The organism is Streptomyces sp. IMTB 2501, from assembly GCF_001953885.1.
GTDB lineage: Bacteria > Actinomycetota > Actinomycetes > Streptomycetales > Streptomycetaceae > Streptomyces.
In genome coordinates this window covers 24212-40878 of record NZ_MQUS01000003.1, presented here as the reverse complement: position 1 = coordinate 40878, position 16667 = coordinate 24212, and the positions used below count along the sequence as shown (strand labels likewise).

Annotated in this window: 14 protein-coding genes and 1 pseudogene; 6 read left to right on the top strand and 9 right to left on the bottom strand. The window is 70.9% G+C overall.

Translation table 11 applies throughout. From position 1 onward, the window contains the following. Positions 1-2: 2 nt before the first annotated feature. The 3 genes from AV521_RS06615 to AV521_RS06605 are packed head-to-tail and all read right to left on the bottom strand — an operon-like array spanning position 3 to position 3375. The gene (locus AV521_RS06615) at positions 3-764 is read right to left on the bottom strand and encodes an amino acid ABC transporter ATP-binding protein (RefSeq protein WP_076084863.1); all 762 of its coding nucleotides are present in this window, start codon (positions 762-764) and stop codon (positions 3-5) included. Then, positions 761-2521 (bottom strand): FAD/NAD(P)-binding domain-containing protein, encoded by a 1761-nt coding sequence (locus tag AV521_RS06610; RefSeq protein WP_076084860.1) that lies wholly within the window; start codon positions 2519-2521, stop codon positions 761-763. The genes AV521_RS06615 and AV521_RS06610 overlap by 4 nt, the downstream gene beginning before the upstream one ends. Then, positions 2518-3375, bottom strand: coding sequence for an amino acid ABC transporter permease (locus tag AV521_RS06605; RefSeq protein ID WP_076084857.1), 858 nt, complete (start codon positions 3373-3375; stop codon positions 2518-2520). The genes AV521_RS06610 and AV521_RS06605 overlap by 4 nt, the downstream gene beginning before the upstream one ends. 421 nt (positions 3376-3796) lie before the next feature. Here AV521_RS06605 and AV521_RS06600 point away from each other — a divergent pair, with 421 nt between their 5' ends. After that, the gene (locus tag AV521_RS06600) at positions 3797-4735 is read left to right on the top strand and encodes an ABC transporter substrate-binding protein (RefSeq protein WP_076084854.1); all 939 of its coding nucleotides are present in this window, start codon (positions 3797-3799) and stop codon (positions 4733-4735) included. Positions 4736-4744: 9 nt separating this feature from the next. Here the strand turns inward: AV521_RS06600 and AV521_RS06595 are convergent, their stop codons facing one another. After that, on the bottom strand, positions 4745-5923 hold the full coding sequence (locus AV521_RS06595; RefSeq protein ID WP_076084852.1) for a DUF5685 family protein: 1179 nt from the start codon (positions 5921-5923) through the stop codon (positions 4745-4747). Between the two features lie 267 nt (positions 5924-6190). Between AV521_RS06595 and AV521_RS06590 the strand changes: the two genes are divergently transcribed. Beyond that, a complete protein-coding gene (locus AV521_RS06590; protein WP_076084849.1) occupies positions 6191-6628 on the top strand; it encodes a cell division protein SepF in 438 nt (145 codons plus the stop codon). Between the two features lie 36 nt (positions 6629-6664). Here AV521_RS06590 and AV521_RS06585 read toward each other — a convergent pair whose 3' ends face one another. Together AV521_RS06585 and AV521_RS06580 are read right to left on the bottom strand one after the other, a co-directional pair. Beyond that, positions 6665-7855 (bottom strand): acyl-CoA dehydrogenase family protein, encoded by a 1191-nt coding sequence (locus AV521_RS06585; RefSeq protein ID WP_076084846.1) that lies wholly within the window; start codon positions 7853-7855, stop codon positions 6665-6667. Positions 7856-7944: 89 nt separating this feature from the next. Further along, positions 7945-9555 (bottom strand): MFS transporter, encoded by a 1611-nt coding sequence (locus tag AV521_RS06580; protein WP_076084843.1) that lies wholly within the window; start codon positions 9553-9555, stop codon positions 7945-7947. 259 nt (positions 9556-9814) lie between these two features. Here AV521_RS06580 and AV521_RS06570 point away from each other — a divergent pair, with 259 nt between their 5' ends. Then, positions 9815-11092 carry a mannosyltransferase family protein gene (locus AV521_RS06570; RefSeq protein ID WP_076084837.1) on the top strand — a complete coding sequence of 426 codons (1278 nt, stop codon included), beginning with the start codon at positions 9815-9817 and terminating at the stop codon, positions 11090-11092. A 238-nt stretch (positions 11093-11330) separates the two neighbouring features. Beyond that, positions 11331-12359: a phosphatase PAP2 family protein gene (locus AV521_RS06565; protein ID WP_076084834.1), complete on the top strand. Its 1029-nt coding sequence runs from the start codon at positions 11331-11333 to the stop codon at positions 12357-12359. A 119-nt stretch (positions 12360-12478) separates the two neighbouring features. On the opposite strand, the gene AV521_RS06560 is transcribed toward AV521_RS06565, so the two are convergent. The 3 genes and pseudogenes from AV521_RS06560 to AV521_RS06550 all read right to left on the bottom strand — a co-directional run bounded on the left by AV521_RS06560 (position 12479) and on the right by AV521_RS06550 (position 14790). Continuing rightward, on the bottom strand, positions 12479-12694 hold the full coding sequence (locus tag AV521_RS06560) for an I78 family peptidase inhibitor (protein ID WP_076084831.1): 216 nt from the start codon (positions 12692-12694) through the stop codon (positions 12479-12481). Between the two features lie 344 nt (positions 12695-13038). After that, positions 13039-14007, bottom strand: a pseudogene (locus tag AV521_RS06555) (helix-turn-helix transcriptional regulator); the annotation flags it as partial. 87 nt (positions 14008-14094) lie between these two features. Then, positions 14095-14790, bottom strand: a complete 696-nt coding sequence (locus tag AV521_RS06550) for a transglycosylase family protein (RefSeq protein ID WP_076084825.1) — start codon at positions 14788-14790, stop codon at positions 14095-14097. 539 nt (positions 14791-15329) lie between these two features. Between AV521_RS06550 and AV521_RS06545 the strand changes: the two genes are divergently transcribed. Both AV521_RS06545 and AV521_RS06540 read left to right on the top strand, forming a co-directional pair. Next, positions 15330-16115: a hypothetical protein gene (locus AV521_RS06545; protein ID WP_076084822.1), complete on the top strand. Its 786-nt coding sequence runs from the start codon at positions 15330-15332 to the stop codon at positions 16113-16115. Between the two features lie 147 nt (positions 16116-16262). Further along, entirely contained in the window at positions 16263-16655 is a 393-nt protein-coding gene (locus AV521_RS06540) for a hypothetical protein (RefSeq protein WP_076084819.1), read from the top strand. Positions 16656-16667 lie beyond the last annotated feature (12 nt).

Here is a 16667-nt window from a genome sequence, read left to right as displayed (position 1 = left end):
CCTCACAGCACCTTCGCCAGAAATGCCCGCGTCCGTTCCTCCCGCGGAGCGCCCAGTACCTCACCCGGCGGTCCCTGCTCCACGATCCTGCCGTCGGCCATGAACACCACCGTGTCGGCGACCTCACGGGCGAACGCGATCTCGTGTGTGACGACGATCATCGTCGTGCCCTGGGCGGCCAGGTCCCGGATGACATCGAGGACTTCGCCGACCAGCTCGGGATCGAGCGCCGAGGTCGGCTCGTCGAAGAGCAGCAGCCTGGGCTCCAGCGCGAGCGCCCGCGCGATGGCCACCCGCTGCTGCTGCCCACCCGACAACTGCCGCGGATAAGCGTCTGCCTTGTCGCCGAGGCCCACCCGCTCCAGCAGCCGGCGCGCACCCGCGACCGCCTCCTTCCGGGGCCGTCTCAGGGCGGACACCGGTGCCTCGACGACGTTGTCCAGGACCGTGAGATGCGGAAAGAGGTGGAAGTTCTGGAAGACGAACCCGATCCGGGTGCGCTGCCGGAGCACCTCGCGCTCGGGCAGCTCGTACAGCTTGTTCCCGGCGCGCCGGTACCCCATCAGCGCGCCGTCCACGCTGATCTCGCCCCGGTCCACCTTCTCCAGGTGGTTGATGGTGCGCAGCAGCGTGGACTTGCCGGAGCCGGAGGGGCCGAGCACAACGGTCACCTCACCGGCGCGTACTTGGAGGTCGATGCCCTTGAGGACGTCGAGCGAGCCGAAGCTCTTGTGCACCGACCTGATGTCGACCATGACTGTCATCGAGCGAGTTCCTTTGTCTGTGAGACGCTCAGGAAGGCCAGTACCGCCCGGGCGGTGGCGTCGTTCTGCCGGAACGCGGCGCCGCCGGTGCGCGGCCGGGTGAAGGCGCCGGCGGTACGGGTCTCGGTGTACGGGCCGAGGGCGAAGCGCCGGGGATGCGGGCGCCCGGCGCCGTCGAGGATCCGGCCGTCGGCGGGGTCGGTGCGCAGCAGTCCGTCGGGGGTCTCGGCGGCGCCGTCGGCGTGCAGTTCGCGCAGCAGGCTGTCGCGGGCCCGGCCGACGGTGGGCTCGGGCAGCCGGGCCTCGACCAGCGCCCGCGCCTCGACCGAGAAGCCGGGCACGGTGGGGCTGGCGGCCCGGAACACCCCGTCCTCGGCGGTGACGGTCATGTCGGCGCCGATGAATCCGAGCAGCCCGGCCCGGGACAGCGCGAGCATCTGCCGCAGCCGCGGTCCGGGCGGCCCGGACGCCAGGTAGCTGAAGAAGCCGTGCCACCAGGGGCCGATGTTCCCGAGCCGCGCGAGCTGCCCGTAGACGGAGAGCAGTCCGAGGAAGACACCGAGATCCGCGCTGTGGGACGGGTTGTGACGGCGGTTCAGGTCGGCCTCGACATGGGCCCGCAGCCCGTCCTGGAATGCCTCGTGCGAGGCGTACCGCACCCCGTCCAGCGGGTGGTCGAGCGCGGCGAGGTCGAGGCGGTCGGCCGGGTCGGGTACGGCGGCGGCGACGAGCGCCCGGACCTCGGCGGGGTCACCGGCGGCCGCGTACGTCTCCTCGAAGTCGGCCCAGGCCATCGCCGTACGCTCGGTGTGGGCGGTGAACAGCCGGTGGTAGTGGGCGAAGCCCAGCTCCTTCTCCACCAGTGGCCACACATCGCGCCTGAAGTCGAAGCCGTCCTTCCTGGCCAGCAGGTCCTCGACCGCGGCCGGCCCGAGGAAGCGCGGCAGCGGGGGCCGGTCGCCGGTCCAGCCGTAGCCGATCTTCGCGCGGTACGGCACTCCGCGCCGCGAGCCGACATGGAGCACCGGCTCCCGCCCGGAGGGTATGTAGGTGTCGCCCTCGTACCGCCCGCCGCGGCCCTCGGTGAGCAGCACCATCAGGTCGACGAAGGCCAGCCCGAAACCCCGGACGAGGACGGGTTCGCCGGGCTCCAGCGCGGACAGGTCGCTGTCGGCGGTGAAGTCGGGCGGCAGGTGCACCAGGCCGTGCTTTCGGGCGTATGCGGCCAACTCGGCCTGCTGTACGTCGAGTTCGGCGTCGAGGTGGCCGAGGGCGAGGATCACCAGGTCGGCGAGGAGGGGGCGCGGGCGGTCCTCCAGCCACACCTGCTGGCGGCCGTCGCGCGGGCCGCCGATGCGCAGGGCGCGCCGGGGATGGTGGTGGACGGTGACCTCCGGCGGCAGATCGGCACGGGCCCGCTCGTACACCCAGCGCAGGTAGCGGCCCTGAAGCTGCCGGTCCGCGAAGGTGCTGCCGTCGAGTCCGGCCCACTCGTGCAGGGTGGGGCCCCCGCGCACCGGTCCCGCCATGGTCACCGTCTCGTCGGTGAACATGGTGATGTCCTCGGCGTGCGAGTTCATCCACAGCAGCGGCGACTGCGCCTGGCGCCAGATGCGGCCGCCGCCCGGCGGATACGGGTCGACCAGATGGATGTCGAGGCCCGAACCGGCGTACAGCTCCGGGGCGTTGGCGGCGATGCGTTCCAGCAGTCCGGTCCCCCGCGGCCCGGCTCCCACGATCACCAGCTGCGGTCTCATCGGGCGTGCTCCGTGCCGCGTGCGTAGTACTTCTCGACGTAGTGCTGACCGAGGCCGAGCAGTGAGGTGACGACCGCGTACCAGAGGGTCGCGACCATCAGCAGCGGGATGACCTGGTAGGTGCGGTGGTAGATCAACTGGGTGGAGAACAGCAGGTCGTCGACGGCGATGACGCTGACGATCGAGGTGCCTTTGAGGGTGCCGATGAGCATGTTGCCGGCGGGCGGCACGATGGCGCGCATGGCCTGCGGCAGCACGATCCGCCACCAGCGCCGTGACCGGCTCAGGCCCAGCGCCTGGGCGGCCTCGATCTGGCCGCGGTCCACGGAGAGGATGCCGGCCCGGACCACCTCGGCGGCGAAGGCGGCCTCGTGCAGGGTGAGCCCGACGACCGCGACGGCGACAGGAGTGAGCAGGTTGACGGTCTTCACGCCGAGCACCTGCGGGTACAGCGCGCCGATGTTGAACCACAGCAGCAGCTGCACCAGGATCGGGATCGACCGGAACAGCCAGACGTAGCCCCAACTGACCGCTCTCAGCACCGGGTTGGCGGAGAGCCGGAAGGCGGCGAGCAGGGTGCCGAGGGCGAAGCCGAGGACCATCACGACGGCGGTCAGCCACAGCGTGAGCCAGAGTCCGCGCAGGATGGCGTCCGAGGTGAAGTAGTTCGCGACGACGTTCCACTGGAACGCCTGGTTGCGCAGGACGGAGTCGACGGCGAAGGCGAGCAGCACGAGGACGACGACGGCTGCCGCCCACTGGCCGTACCGGCGCTGCGGGACGATCCGCGGGGCGTCCGCGGGCTCGGGTTTCTCCGGCGCGGTGGGGGCTTGGGTGAGGGTGTCGGATGACATGCGAAGGCTCCGTGACGCGTGGGTCGTCAGAACGGGGTGGTGCCTTCACACGGGCGCGCCGTGCGGCGCGCTGTACGGCCGAGCCCCTCAGCAGGGCCGTACCCCGAGAGTACGTGGGCGTTTCCGCGCACTGTCAAGGCTGTCCGAACTGTGAGCCGTACGTCTCAGGTCAGTTGACGCGAAACCGGATGCCTGTTCCACTTGGCCCATGCATCCACAGCAGTGGCTGGTCACCCGCTCCCACATCGACTTCGGTCGCGTGTGGTCCTGTTCCTGTTGAGCTGACCCCCTGCGCGCGCCGGCCCGTCGGCCGGCGTCATCGCGTTCTCCCTTCTTTCGGCACGCCTTTCGCCACGCCTTCACACGCGCACCCCTCCCCTCGCGCTTCCGCACACCGCTGCTCACAGGAGACCGCTTTCTGATGCGTTCGCGCCTTTTGCTGCCGTTCGTCACGATCACCTCGGCCACGCTGTTCCTCACCGCCTGCGGCTCCGGTTCCGGAGGCTCGGGCGGAACGGACGCCTCCAAAGTGGCGGCCGGATCCGACGACGTGCCCACCACGGACGTCGTCTCGGCCGAGAGGAAGGACGAGGCGGCGGCGAAGCTGCTGCCCGCCGGCACCACACACCTCACCGTCGCGATCAGCGTCGGCGGCACCCCGCCCGGCACCACCTATCTGTCCGACGGCAAGACGCTGACCGGCCAGGACGTCGACTTCGCCAAGGCGGTCGCCCGGGTGCTCGGTATCAGGCTGACGGTGGAGCAGGCGGGCTTCGAGGCGATCCTGCCCGCGCTGGACAGCGGCAAGTACGACTTCGGCGCGAGCAATTTCGGCGTCACGGACGAGCGCCGCAGGACCATCGACTTCGTCACCTACGTCAACGACGGCCAGGGCTTCGCCACCCGCAAGGACAGCGAGCTGACGAAGATCACCGACCTGAAGCAGCTGTGCGGACTGAACGTCGCGACCGGCGCCGGCACGACCTTCGAGGCCACGCTGGAGGAGAACAAGCACGTCTGCACCGACGCGGGCAAGAAGCCGTACCAGGTGCAGACGTATGCCGATCCGAGCGCGATATGGTCGTCCGTCCAGCAGGGACGCAGCGACATCGTGATGTCGACGATCAACGGTCTGCGCTACGCCGTCGCCCACCAGCCGGGGCTGAAGTTCCTCGACGAATACCACCGCCTGGACGTGGGCTTCGCCTTCAAGAAGGGCACCGGGCTGGCCCCCGCCTTCCAGGCGGCGGTGAACAAGCTGCTGTCCGACGGCACTTACGGCAAGATCCTCAGGAAGTGGGGCACGACGGGCTCGGCCATCAGCACGTCGCGGATCAGCCCGCCGGAGCTGAAGAACTGAACGCCACGGTCACAGACCGCAGTCACAGCACGAGCAGCATTCACAGCACTCGCAGCACTGACAGGCCTCGCAGCACGACGCGTCACAGTCACAGTCGCAGTCGGCGCAGCAGCCCTCGCGCCTCTTCCGCGACCAGGGGCCCTCGAACTCGTCGGCGCAGCACACCTTGCAGGTGCAGCACAGGCCGAGGGCGGCCGCGCAACCGGCCCAGAAACCCCGCTTGTCCGGGCGCGGCGGCTGGCCGAAGGGATGGCCGTACGGGTGCTGGGGCGCGTCGGGCGCGTGGTGGCCGGGCGGCGGCCCGAACGCGGCCTCGGGCGCGTGTCCGCACGACGAGCTGCCGAACGCCCGGTCCACGGACCGTCCCAGCTCGTGCACGAGCAGCAGATGGACGAGCTTGCCGTCGGCGAACTCGGCCTCGCGCAGGGCGAGGCGGATGCCGTGCAGGGCGTCGTCGGCGAGCCGGCGGACCTCGGTCCGCGAAGTGCCCGTGGCGGTGAGCGGGTTCCAGGCGCCCGACAACGCGTCGGTGCGCTGGTCCTCCACGGCGTCCAGGAGATGCGCGAGCCGCCCGAAGAGCCGTCCGGCCTCCGCGAGCGGCTGTGCGTTGTCCGGCCGTCCGGCCAGCACCGCGGTGTGGGCGAAGGCGGCGGCGGTGGCGGTCTCGGTCGGCTCGGTGACGGTCAGGATCGGTGTGCCGTACCCGGCGAGGGTCTCCAGACCGAGCTGCCGATCGACGGCCTCGACGAGGACACCGGTGTCGAAGCCGACCGCGGAGCCGCTGCGGGCACCGGCGTTGCCCCAGCCCACGGCGACCCGGCGCGCGGCCGCGGCCACCGGTCTGCGGGCCAGCAGCCCGTCCCCGTCGGCGACATGATCGCGGACCTTCGCCGCGGCGAGCACCAGCGAGACCGCGGCGGCGAGCCGCGCCCCCTCGCCCTGGGCGACGGACGCGGTGCGCATCCCGCGCAGCGCGCACGGCCCGGCCGTACGGCGGCCGTCGAGGGTCGGGCCCGTCTGAGCATCCGTCAGAACCGATATGAGCAGGCCGTCATAGTTCGTCACGATCCGTGCGAACTGGCCGTGGTCGCGGCGCAGTGCGAGACAGAGCCCGCACAAATGCGCCATCCACTCGGTCTTGAGGCGTTCACCGAGCCGATGAGCGCACGGTCTGACGATTCCGAACACGACGATCCCCCGTGATGTGGTACGACGTTGGCGTTCACCCGTACGCGCCGATGATCACCCATCCGCCGCCGACAATCATATTTCACTCTCAGTCAGCAGCCGTACGAGTCGGGACCCTTGGGATACAAGGACTCTCGACGGATCGTCTGTGCACCAGTACCGTCACAAACTCCCCGGGCGGCGTCTATCCACTTGGCGCACCGTCCGCATCATGGATGACCATAGGGATGCGGAAAGCACGAAAGACCGCTGTGAGAGGAGGCGTCCATGGGATCGGTACGCAAGGCGAGTGCGTGGCTCGGCCTCGTCGACGACAACGATGACGAGCGTTACTACGACGACGAGTACTCCGAGGGCTCCGAGTCAGGGGACGCCTGGGTCACGGACCCCCGGGTGAAGGTGGCCACGGACACGGCCGAGGAGAAGGGCCGCCGGATCGGCACGGTCACCCCGGACAGCTTCCGGGACGCCCGCGCCATCGGCGAACTGTTCCGGGACGGCGTCCCGGTCATCATGAACCTCACGGCGATGGAGCCCGCCGACGCCAAGCGCGTGGTGGACTTCGCGGCGGGGCTGATCTTCGGTCTGCGCGGCTCGATCGACCGCGTGTCCAACCGGGTGTTCCTGCTGACGCCCGCCGACACGGAGATCGTCAGCAGTGAGGCGTCCACCCACCGCGACGACGGATTCTTCAACCAGAGCTGAGGCAGGGCCGCTCGCCGGCCCTGCCCGCCCGGGGCCTCACCGGAAGGCGTCGAGCCCGGTGAGCGCCTTGCCCAGCACGAGCTGGTGCATCTCGACGGTGCCCTCGTAGGTGAGCACCGACTCAAGGTTGGTCGCGTGCCGCATCACGGGGTATTCGAGGGAGATCCCGTTGGCCCCGAGGATCGTCCGCGCCGTACGGCAGATCTCGATCGCCTCGCGGACGTTGTTGAGCTTGCCGAAGCTGACCTGCTCGGGACGCAGGCGGCCGGCGTCCATCCGCCGCCCCAGATGGTGGGCGAGCAGAATCCCCTTGTGCAGTTCGACCGCCATGTCCGCGAGCTTGGCCTGGGTGAGCTGGAAGCCGCCGATGGGCCGCCCGAACTGCTCCCGGGTCTTCGCGTAGTCCAGCGCCGCCTCGAAGCTGCTGCGCGCCGCGCCCATCGCGCCCCAGACGATGCCGTACCGGGCGTGGGACAGACAGCTGAGCGGGCCGCGCAGTCCGGTGACCTCCGGGAGTACGGCGGTTGCGGGCAGCCGTACGTCGTCCATCACCAATTCGCTGGTGACCGAGGCGCGCAGGGACCACTTGTGCTTGATCTCGGGTGCCGCGAAACCGGGGCTGCCGGTGGGCACGACGAAGCCGCGGATGCCGTCCTCGGTCTGCGCCCAGACGACGGCCACCCCGGCGACCGACCCGTTGGTGATCCACATCTTGCGGCCGCTGAGCACCCAGTCGTCGCCGTCGCGTTTGGCGTGGGTGCGCATCGAGGCGGGGTCGGAGCCGTGGTCGGGCTCGGTCAGCCCGAAGCAGCCGATCACCTCGCCGGCCGCCATGCGCGGCAGCCACTCCTGCTTCTGCTCCTCGCTGCCGAACCGGTGGATCGCGTACATGGCGAGGGAGCCCTGTACGGAGACCAGGGACCGGATACCCGAGTCCGCCGCCTCCAGCTCCAGGCAGGCCAGGCCGTACTGCACGGCCGTGGCGCCGGCGCAGCCGTACCCGGTCAGGGACATGCCGAGAGCGCCGAGGGAGCCGAGTTCGCGGGCGAGGTCCCGGATGCCGGGCAGCTCGCCCTTCTCGTACCAGTCGGCGACATGGGGCAGCACCCGGTCGGCGGCCCAGCCGCGGACGGTGTCCCGGATGGCCAGGTCCTCCGGTTCCAGCAGGTCGTCGATCCCGAGCGGGTCGGCGGGATCGAAGGGGGGCAACTTCGAGGACGCGGACATGGGACACCCTCCGGCACACAAGAAAACTAGCACCGCTAGCCACGGATCGACGCCGACGTTACGGTGCGGTGTCGCCCACGTCCAGTGCGTCAGGCCGTGACACGGGACTCCGCGACTTCCCGGGGCGCGGGCAGCTCCACCGCCACCACCGGCTCCGCGCCGCACTGCATGACCCGCGGCAGCCGCAGCGCCATCACCGCGCCCAGCAGCAACAGGCCCGCGCTCACCAGCAGCGTCACATGCAGTCCGTGCACGAAGGAGTCCCGTGCGGCCCGGCGCAGCGCCGCCCCGGCGGACCCGCCGAGGCGTCCGGCGACGGCGTAGGCCTCGCCGAGCGAGTGCCCCGCCGCGTCCGACGCGTGCCGCGGGACGCCCGGCACCGAGCGCAGATTGGGGGCGTAGGCCGCGTTCATCACGGTGCCGAGCAGCGCGATGCCGATGCCGGCACCGAGTTGGTACGAGGTCTCGCCGATCGCCGCCGCGCCACCAGCCTGCTCGGCCGGGGACTCGCTGAGCATCGACTCGTAGGCCCCGAAGAGCGTGGTCTCAAGACCGAAGCCGAGCACCACGAACCCGCCCAGCAGCAGCGGCGCGTTGTCGGCGGTGCCCATCGCGGTGAGTGTCAGGACCGCGGCGGCGGTCAGCAGGAAGCCGACGCAGACCATCCGGCGCGGCCCGAAACGGCGCAGCAGCCGTGCGCCCGCGAGGCCGGCCGCCATCGCCGCGACGGTCAGGGGCAGCAGCCTGAGGCCGGTCTGCAGCGGGGAGAGCCCGAGGACCAGTTGCAGATACTGGGCGGCGATCAGCTCCAGGCCGACGAGCGCGAGCATCGCCAGCACGATGCAGCCCACCGAGGTGCTGAACGCGGGCCGGCGGAACATCCTGAGGTCCACCAGCGGATGCGGGTGCCGCCGCTGCCGTCGTACGAAGAGGAGGAGAAGGGTCGCGCCGGCCAGCAGGGGCAGCACGGTGAACGGGCTCAGCGGGGGCCCTCCGCCGCCCAGCTGCTTCACGCCGAGGACGGCGCCGAAGAGACCGCCGGCCGCCATCAGGGCGCCGACGACGTCCCAGGGGCCGCTCCGCCCGCCGCGGGACTCGGGCAGCAGGATCCGGCCGACCGGCAGGCTGACCAGCATCAGCGGGATGTTGACCAGGAAGACCGCGCCCCACCAGAAGTGCTCCAGCAGAAAGCCGCCGAGCAGTGGACCGACGGCCGCGCCGACGGCGGCCACCGCGCTCCAGATGCCGACGGCGAGCGCGCGCTCGCGCCGGTCGGGGAAGACCTGACGCAGGATCGACAGGGTCGCCGGCATGATCATGGCGCCGCCCACGCCGAGCAGGGCGCGGGCGAGGATCAGTGTCTCGGCCGTCGGCGCGAAGGCGGCCACGGCGGAGGCGACGCCGAACAGGCCGTAGCCGAGCAGCAGAACGCGACGGCGGCCGATCCGGTCGCCGAGGGTGCCGAAGAGAATCAGCAGCGAGGCACAGACCAGCGGATAGACGTCGACGATCCAGAGCAGTTCCAGGGCACCGGGCCTGAGGTCCTGGGTGACGGCGGGGACCGCCACATGCAGCACGGTCGCGTCGACGGCGACGAGCAGCAGGCTGACGCACAGGACGACGAGAACGACCCAGCGGCTCGCGTCGGCACCGGCCTCCGGACGGCGCGGCCGAACGGCAGCCGTGGTCGTCCCGGACATGCGCGTACCTCCCAGATGTGCCGCGCGTGGGGCGGAGCGACGGGGTGGGGACTCCCTGTCGTACGGCCGGAGAGGAGCGGGGTCTCCGGCCCGCGCGAACCCACGCGGGTGACTCGTCAGCGTACGCGAGTCCGCCACGGGGTCACGTGGCAGAGCTCTCACACGCATACGGGAACCCTTGTGGCGTACCCCACACCGTTCTGTCTTGACCACGCCCCCGGGGACGGTGCGGTTCCACCGCCGGTCGATAATCGAGTCCGTGAGCGATCTTGAAACGCGCGTGGCGTCACCCCGCGCCCCACTTCCGCGCCGGGCGGCTCCGGCCCTGCTGGGCTATGCGGCGGTCCGCGCCCTCGGGCTGGTGGTGCTGGCGGTGTGGAGCGCCGCGCGTGGCAAGAGCGCGTACACCTTGCTGACCGGGCGCTGGGACTCGCTCTGGTACACCCGGGTCGCCGAGCTGGGGTACGGCTACGAGGTACGGCTGCCGAACGGCGACGTGCACTCCAATCTGGCGTTCTTCCCGCTGCTGCCGTGGCTGGAGCGGTCGCTGCACGCGGTCACGCCGCTGTCGTACGCGGGCGCCGGTTTCGTGGTCAGCCTGCTCGCCTCGCTCGCGGCGGCCTGCGGGATCTTCGCGGTCGCCGACCGGGTGTACGGCCCCAGGGTGGGGATCTGCGCCGTCCTGCTGTGGGCCGTGCTGCCGGTCGGGATCGTGCAGTCGATGGCGTACAGCGAGTCGCTGTTCACAGCGCTGGCGGCCTGGTCGCTGTACGCGCTGCTGACCGGCCGCTGGGTCTGGGCCGGCACGCTGGCCGCCCTGGCGGGGCTGACCCGGCCGGTCGGGGCGGCGGTGGTCACGGCGGTGTGGGTGACGGGCGTGCTCTCGTTCGTGCGAGACCGGAGCACGACGTCCGCACCAGGCGCGCACCACACCGAACGCACCCCGGCGCACACGCCCAGCGCGCTTGATGGCACACACGCCCCGGCTCTCACTCCGGGCGCACAGGCCCCGATCGCACCGTTCGCCTCATCCGCCCCTGCCTGCCGCCGGGTGCTCGGCATGTTCATCGCGCCGCTCGGGACCGCCGGTTACGTGCTCTGGGTCGGCCGGCGGACCGGGAAGGGACTTTTCGGGTACCTGGACGTACAGGCCGGATGGCGCAATGGGTTCGACGGAGGCTACGCATTCGCACGCTTCGTGGCCGACAAGTTCACGTCATTTCCGTCCGCCCTCGCGGGCGTCGGCCTGATCATCGGGGTCGCCCTGGTGCTCTGGCTGTACGTCGCCGGGATCCGCCGGCGCCAGCCGGTCGAACTGCTGGTGTACACCGGTGTCGTCCTCGCGCTCGCGCTGTGCGCGTCGAGCTACTTCGGCTCCAAGCCACGGCTGCTGATGCCCGCCTTCCCGTTGCTGCTGCCGCTCGCCGGTGCCCTCGCCGGGCTGCGGACGCGCCGATCCGTGCTGGTCACGGCCATGTTGGCGGGCGCGGCAGCGATCTACGGGGCGTTCTGGCTGAACGGTTCCGGTCCTCCATGATCGACATCGGCGGCCCGATGACGCTCCGGAAAATTCCGCCCCAGGGTGGGGTTAACGTATTCATAAGCGCCATATAAACAACGTCCGGCATGATCAAAGGAATTGAGCGGAAGCACCTCACGAGATTGCGGAATCCCGGGAATTCGGACCGCCCTTGAGAGGTTTGCCACATCACATCGTCATCACAAACCCACTGTTTCGACGGGGTTCACAGCTCACTCGCTGTAACGTCGATTGGGTGCGTACCGAACGAAACCTCACCCGGCGTCTGGACCGGGTGTTCGCCAGACTCGACCGTGAGCCGGAACGACCGGCCCACATCGATGTGCCAAGGATGAGCCGGCACCGGGTCGTTCTCTTCACCGCGACCCTGGCTTTCTACCTGGCGATCGTGTGGGCCGTCGTGATCACGTCCTGGCTGGTCCGGCTCGACTGGCAGGTCATGTTCTTCCGGCCGTACCAGCAGTGGCCGCAGATCCATGCCTTCCTCGACTACTACGTGGTGCTCGGCCAGCGCGGCCCCACCGCGGTGATGGTCGCGGCCTGGCTCGGCTGGCGCTCCTGGCGGCAGCACACCCTGCGCCCACTGCTCACCCTGGCCGCCTCGCTGCTGCTGCTGAACATCACGGTCGGCGCCGCCAAACTCGGGATGGGGCGCCTCGGTCCGCACTACGCGACCGTGATCGGCTCGAACGAGATGGGCCTGGGCGGCGATATATTCCCCAGCGGCCACACCGCCAACGCGGTCGTGACCTGGGGCATCCTGGCCTATCTGGCCTCCACCCCGAGAGCGCGCCGCTGGCTGTCCGCGCTGTCCGCGATCACGGCGCTGGGCGTCGGCCTCACCACCGTCTACCTCGGTACGCACTGGCTGAGCGACGTGCTGCTGGGCTGGGCCGCGGGCCTGCTGATCCTGCTCGCCCTGCCGTGGTTCGAGCCGCTGATCGCCAGGACCGAGACCGCGCTGTTCGATCTGCGCGACCGCTGGCGCGGCCGCCGCAGCCGGCCCGTGCCCGAACCGGTCGTCCCGGTCACGCCGGTGGTGCTCAGGCCGCGCGGCGCACCGGACGAGCAGCCGACCCCGGCGCGCGAGCCGGTCACCTCGGCCCGCGCCGCCCGAGCGATGGCGCATCTGGCCCCGGGACCGCACACGACCCGTTCGGAACGCACCCCGGTCACCCCGGTGGGCAGCCGCCGCCCACCGCACACCGACCACCGCCTCCCGCGCGGCACCACCCAGCCGGCCCGGCCGCTGACCGGCGGCTGACGGCTCGCACGGCGACGGGGCTCGGTACGCACAACCGCCCCGCGCCACAGCGACGGCCCCGCTTCCCGGCAGAGGGAAGCGGGGCCGTCGTCCTGTGCGGGCCTGCACCGAGCGGAGCGTCACCCCTTCCAGGCGCGGGCCACCCGGCCGTCGCGCACCTCGAAGTTCAGACGTCCCACCCGGTACTCCATGGTGATGATCGCGCCCGGCGGCAGCGACCGTACGGTCGACCATCCGCGCTGCCGGGCGAGCAGCTCGGCGTTCGCGGCGTCGAGGCCGACGTACCCGTCCGGGCTGTCCTGCGGCTCCGTCGGCGGAGTGGGAATGGGTGCCATGCCGCCACGCTAGGCCGCAACCGGCGGTCACGGAAGCCGGGCACGGCCGGGTAAGAGTCGTATCCACGTACGGTCACACTTCTGTCACAGCTTCCCGGCTCCGATTCTGTCGCGCCGAGTCACACGTACGAGGGTTTCCGTTGGGCTCACCGGGGGAATCGAGCGGAATTTCAGGCGCCACCGAGCACCCCTTGGAATTACCCCGCGAAAAGGGCGGCGATGATCCAAGCGGAGCCTGGAACGTGATTTCCCGTGCAATCCGGCGTGATGCAGAGGCTGCTGACACCGCATAGGAATTTCACGGATTCCACACACGGCCGCCGTGACCCCTGTCAGACGGGCTCCGCGGACCGCGCCAGCGCCGCGTCCAGCCGGTCCCGGATCGCTCTGATCGCCTCGGTCAGCCCGGCGGGCTCGATCACCTCGAACGGGAAGCCCGGCATCATGAGGTGAACGACCATCACCTCCGGGTTCGCCGCGCCGGAGCGCAGGATGCAGGCGTCCGCGCCGTCGGCCTCCAGCGTCCCCATGGACGGTGAGATCCGCGCGGCGGCCTCGTGCAGCGGCACCAGCAGCCGTACGACGGAGTGTGCGGCGTACGCGCGCGTGGAGACGCCCTTCGAGACATAGGCGGCCAGATCCTCGGCGGGCGGCTCGCGCGGGGTGAAGCGGGGCCCGTGCGGCGGCCTGGGTGTGATGCGGTCGACGCGGAACGTCCGCCAGTCCGCCCGGTCGACGTCCCAGGCGACCAGATACCAGCGCCGCTCGGTGCAGACCAGCCGGTGCGGCTCGACGGTACGGCGGCTGTCCGCGCCGTCGTGGGTGCGGTACTCGAAGCGCAGCCGCTCGGCGTCCCGGCACAGGTGCGCCAGTTCGGTGAGCAGCGCCGGGTCGACGGCGTCGGCCGGCGGGCCGCCGCGCAGCATCGGCACGGTGAAGGCGTTGAGGGCGCTCACCCGGCGTTGCAGCCGGTTCGGCAGCACCTGTTCCAGCTTGGCGAGGGCGCGTACGGAGGTCTCGCCGATGCCCTCGATGCCCTGGCTCGCGGCCGTGCGCAGACCGACCGCGACGGCGACGGCCTCGTCGTCGTCCAGCAGCAGCGGCGGGAGTTCGGCGCCCGCGCCCAGCTGGTAGCCGCCGCCGGAGCCGGGGCTGGCGTTGACCGGGTAGCCCAGCTCGCGCAGCCGGTCCACGTCCCGGCGGACGGTGCGCGGGGTGACACCGAGCTGTTCGGCGAGTCCGGCGCCGGACCATTCGCGGTGGGCCTGGAGCAGCGAGAGCAGGCGCAGCAGGCGTGCCGAGGTCTCCAACATGGGGCCGAGTCTGCCAGGGGATGCGGACAGCCGCTGTCCTCGATGGGCAGCGGCCGTCCTCACAGCGTGCTCGACCTGAAGGGTGCTTCAGAGCGCGAGGCGCTGGCCGGGCACGATCAGGTTCGGGTCGTCGCCGACGACCTTCTTGTTGGCGGCGTAGATCCGCTGCCAGGTGGTCCCGTGCCGGGCGGCGATGGCGCTCAGCGTGTCGCCCTCGCGGACGATGTAGTCACCGCGGGAGTCACCGCGGCCGGTGTGGGCCGCCGGGCGTTCCGGCGTGTTCGCCGGAGCGGAGTTCGACGGTGCGGACCGCGTCGGGGCGGACTTCGTCGTCTCGCTGCCCGTCGAGGCCGTCGTACCGGAGGAACCGGTGTGGTCCGCCGCGGGGGCGGCGCCGGAGGCTCCGGCGCGGCCCGAGCAGACCGGCCAGGCACCCCAGCCCTGGGCCTGCTGAACCTGGGTGGCGACGGCGATCTGCGCGCTCCTGGAGGCCTCGTCGGCCGTCGGGGCATAGGCGGTGCCGCCGTACGCGCGCCAGGTGCCGGCGGAGAACTGGAGCCCGCCGTAGTAGCCGTTGCCGGTGTTGATGTGCCAGTTGCCGCCGCTCTCGCACTGGGCGATGCGGTCCCACACCCCGTTGTCCGCCGCCGCGGCGTTGCCGGTCGCGGCCAGCAGCCCCAGCGGGGCGAGCAGCGCGGCTCCGGCGAGCGCGGCCGTCGTACGGCCCTTGCGGGAGCCGTCGTGACGGGCGGCGTTGCGGGTGGTATCGGCACACTCGGACATGTAATTCCCTCTCCACGAACCCGGGCTCCCCCAGGCGGTGCACGTCTCGCCGCGCAGGACCGCGGTTCCTCGTGCCCGCCCCGTCCGCGTGGCCGGTACCGGCGTTGCTGCTCTGCCGGTGCCGGGCGTCGGACGCACCCAGGCGGTGCTCGTTGCACACGGCGGAGGAATTTAGGGAGGACCAGCGCCCGGAATCAACCAACTCCCCGTCATTCCAGGCCAGTTGCCTGTTACCGCGGGTATCGACGATTTTCGGCCACCCACTACATCCCTGGATTTCCTGATTTATCAACCACCGACCGAAGCGACCTGTGAGCCACTTCACCCCTTCAAGTTCCTTGACTTGACGACGAGTTGACGGTGAGTAGCGCATTCCGCACATGATGTGACCGTGCGCGGTGGTTGGTGCGAACCGGTTGTCCCCAGAGCGTGACTCCCACCACAGGACGTCCGTTGTCTTCTTCATGAGCCCGGAACCCCGGGACTCATCGGCCGGGAGCCACCCGGTCGACCCAGCACCGCATCCCGAGGGAGCCACCGTGCCGCGCATGCTCGACGTCAGTGACGCCGTACGCGCCGAGATCGGCGACGAAGAAGCCGACCGGCTGCTCGCCGGAGAGAACGCACCGGGCAGTTACGACTGCACCTCCTGCCGCACCCCGGGCGACTCCGAGCAGGAGCGCACCAGCACCGTTCTGTTCGTCGGCGACGAGACCGCCGTGCTCGCCTTCGCCCACGCCAGCTGCCTGCCCTCGCAGGTCGTCCAGGTCACCGAGGAGCAGTTGCGGGGCGCCGTCCGATCCATCGACGGCGTGGCCGCCTCCGCGGGCACGGCGCAGCAGGTCGCGCCCGAGCAGGCGGTGCTCGGCGTGACCAGCGGACTCGTGCTGATCGAGGGCGAGTTGCACCCCGCGCTCGTCGTCGAGCCGACCTCGGCGATCGTGCGCCCCGGCTCCACCGGGACCGGCGACGACTTCCTTCCGCTGCTCATCGAGCAGGGGTTCATGCCGGTGACCGAGCTGTCGTCCGTGCCGCCGGTGCTGCACGGCTGGTCGGTGCTGCTCGCCATGGGGCAGCTGCATGCGGTGCTGCAGCCCTCGGCGAGCGGCGGACAGCCGGTCGCCTGGTGGCAGGCGCATCAGCCGCTGCAGGTGACGGACGGGTGGCGGGCCGCGGCGAACAAGCACCAGCAGGTGCTGATGTTCGCGGCGCCGGTGGGGTCGATCGGGCGGCAGCCGAGGGAGGACCTGCTGCGGGGGTCTCTCGACAAGGCGGCGGCGCAGGGGAAGCTGGTCGGGGCGGCCCTTCCTCTTGCGGGTACGTGATTCTTGCGCCTGAGGGGCGGAGGGGCCGCTGTAAAGGGGCGGGTGCGGGTGCGTTGTGGCTGAAGCCGCAAATCAAATGCGGCCTCGCGCCCCCAAAGGCATGCCGTGGAACCGCATCTCTTTAGGGGTGCCGTCGTTTGGACATACGTGCACGCATACGACACTCCTCCCCGCCGGTCATTGTTCTCCCCCATCCCGTCCGCGCGGACGGGGCAGGAAGGTGTGGCCTCCCCCACGCCGATCTACGACTCGCTCTACGCGGAGTGGGTCAAGGCCTTCCGTACGCTGCCGGGTGACCGGAGCGGGGAGGAGGGACTGAGGTTCAGCCCGTTCGGGCAGCTCTCGGACCGTACGGGCGGCTACGGCGGGCATCGGGCCGGGTCGTTCAGCAGCTCGTACAGCGCCTACAGCGCGGGGGCGTACAGCGCGCGGCAGCAGTCGCAGTGGCAGCGGATCGGCACGCTGGGGCGGCAGCACGAGGACACCGGTATGCACCATGTTCCGGCGGCGCTGCCTCCCGGACCGCGCCGGGGCATGTGACGGCGAACGCTG

What these genes read in the sequence shown, in the direction of transcription:
- AV521_RS06590 (WP_076084849.1), top strand. Translation starts at nt 6,191, where the DNA reads ATGGGATCGGTACGCAAGGCGAGTGCGTGGCTCGGCCTCGTCGACGAC.
- AV521_RS06585 (WP_076084846.1), bottom strand. Translation starts at nt 7,855, where the DNA reads ATGTCCGCGTCCTCGAAGTTGCCCCCCTTCGATCCCGCCGACCCGCTC.
- AV521_RS06600 (WP_076084854.1), top strand. Translation starts at nt 3,797, where the DNA reads ATGCGTTCGCGCCTTTTGCTGCCGTTCGTCACGATCACCTCGGCCACG.
- AV521_RS06605 (WP_076084857.1), bottom strand. Translation starts at nt 3,375, where the DNA reads ATGTCATCCGACACCCTCACCCAAGCCCCCACCGCGCCGGAGAAACCC.
- AV521_RS06560 (WP_076084831.1), bottom strand. Translation starts at nt 12,694, where the DNA reads ATGGCACCCATTCCCACTCCGCCGACGGAGCCGCAGGACAGCCCGGAC.
- AV521_RS06580 (WP_076084843.1), bottom strand. Translation starts at nt 9,555, where the DNA reads ATGTCCGGGACGACCACGGCTGCCGTTCGGCCGCGCCGTCCGGAGGCC.
- AV521_RS06550 (WP_076084825.1), bottom strand. Translation starts at nt 14,790, where the DNA reads ATGTCCGAGTGTGCCGATACCACCCGCAACGCCGCCCGTCACGACGGC.
- AV521_RS06610 (WP_076084860.1), bottom strand. Translation starts at nt 2,521, where the DNA reads ATGAGACCGCAGCTGGTGATCGTGGGAGCCGGGCCGCGGGGGACCGGA.
- AV521_RS06615 (WP_076084863.1), bottom strand. Translation starts at nt 764, where the DNA reads ATGACAGTCATGGTCGACATCAGGTCGGTGCACAAGAGCTTCGGCTCG.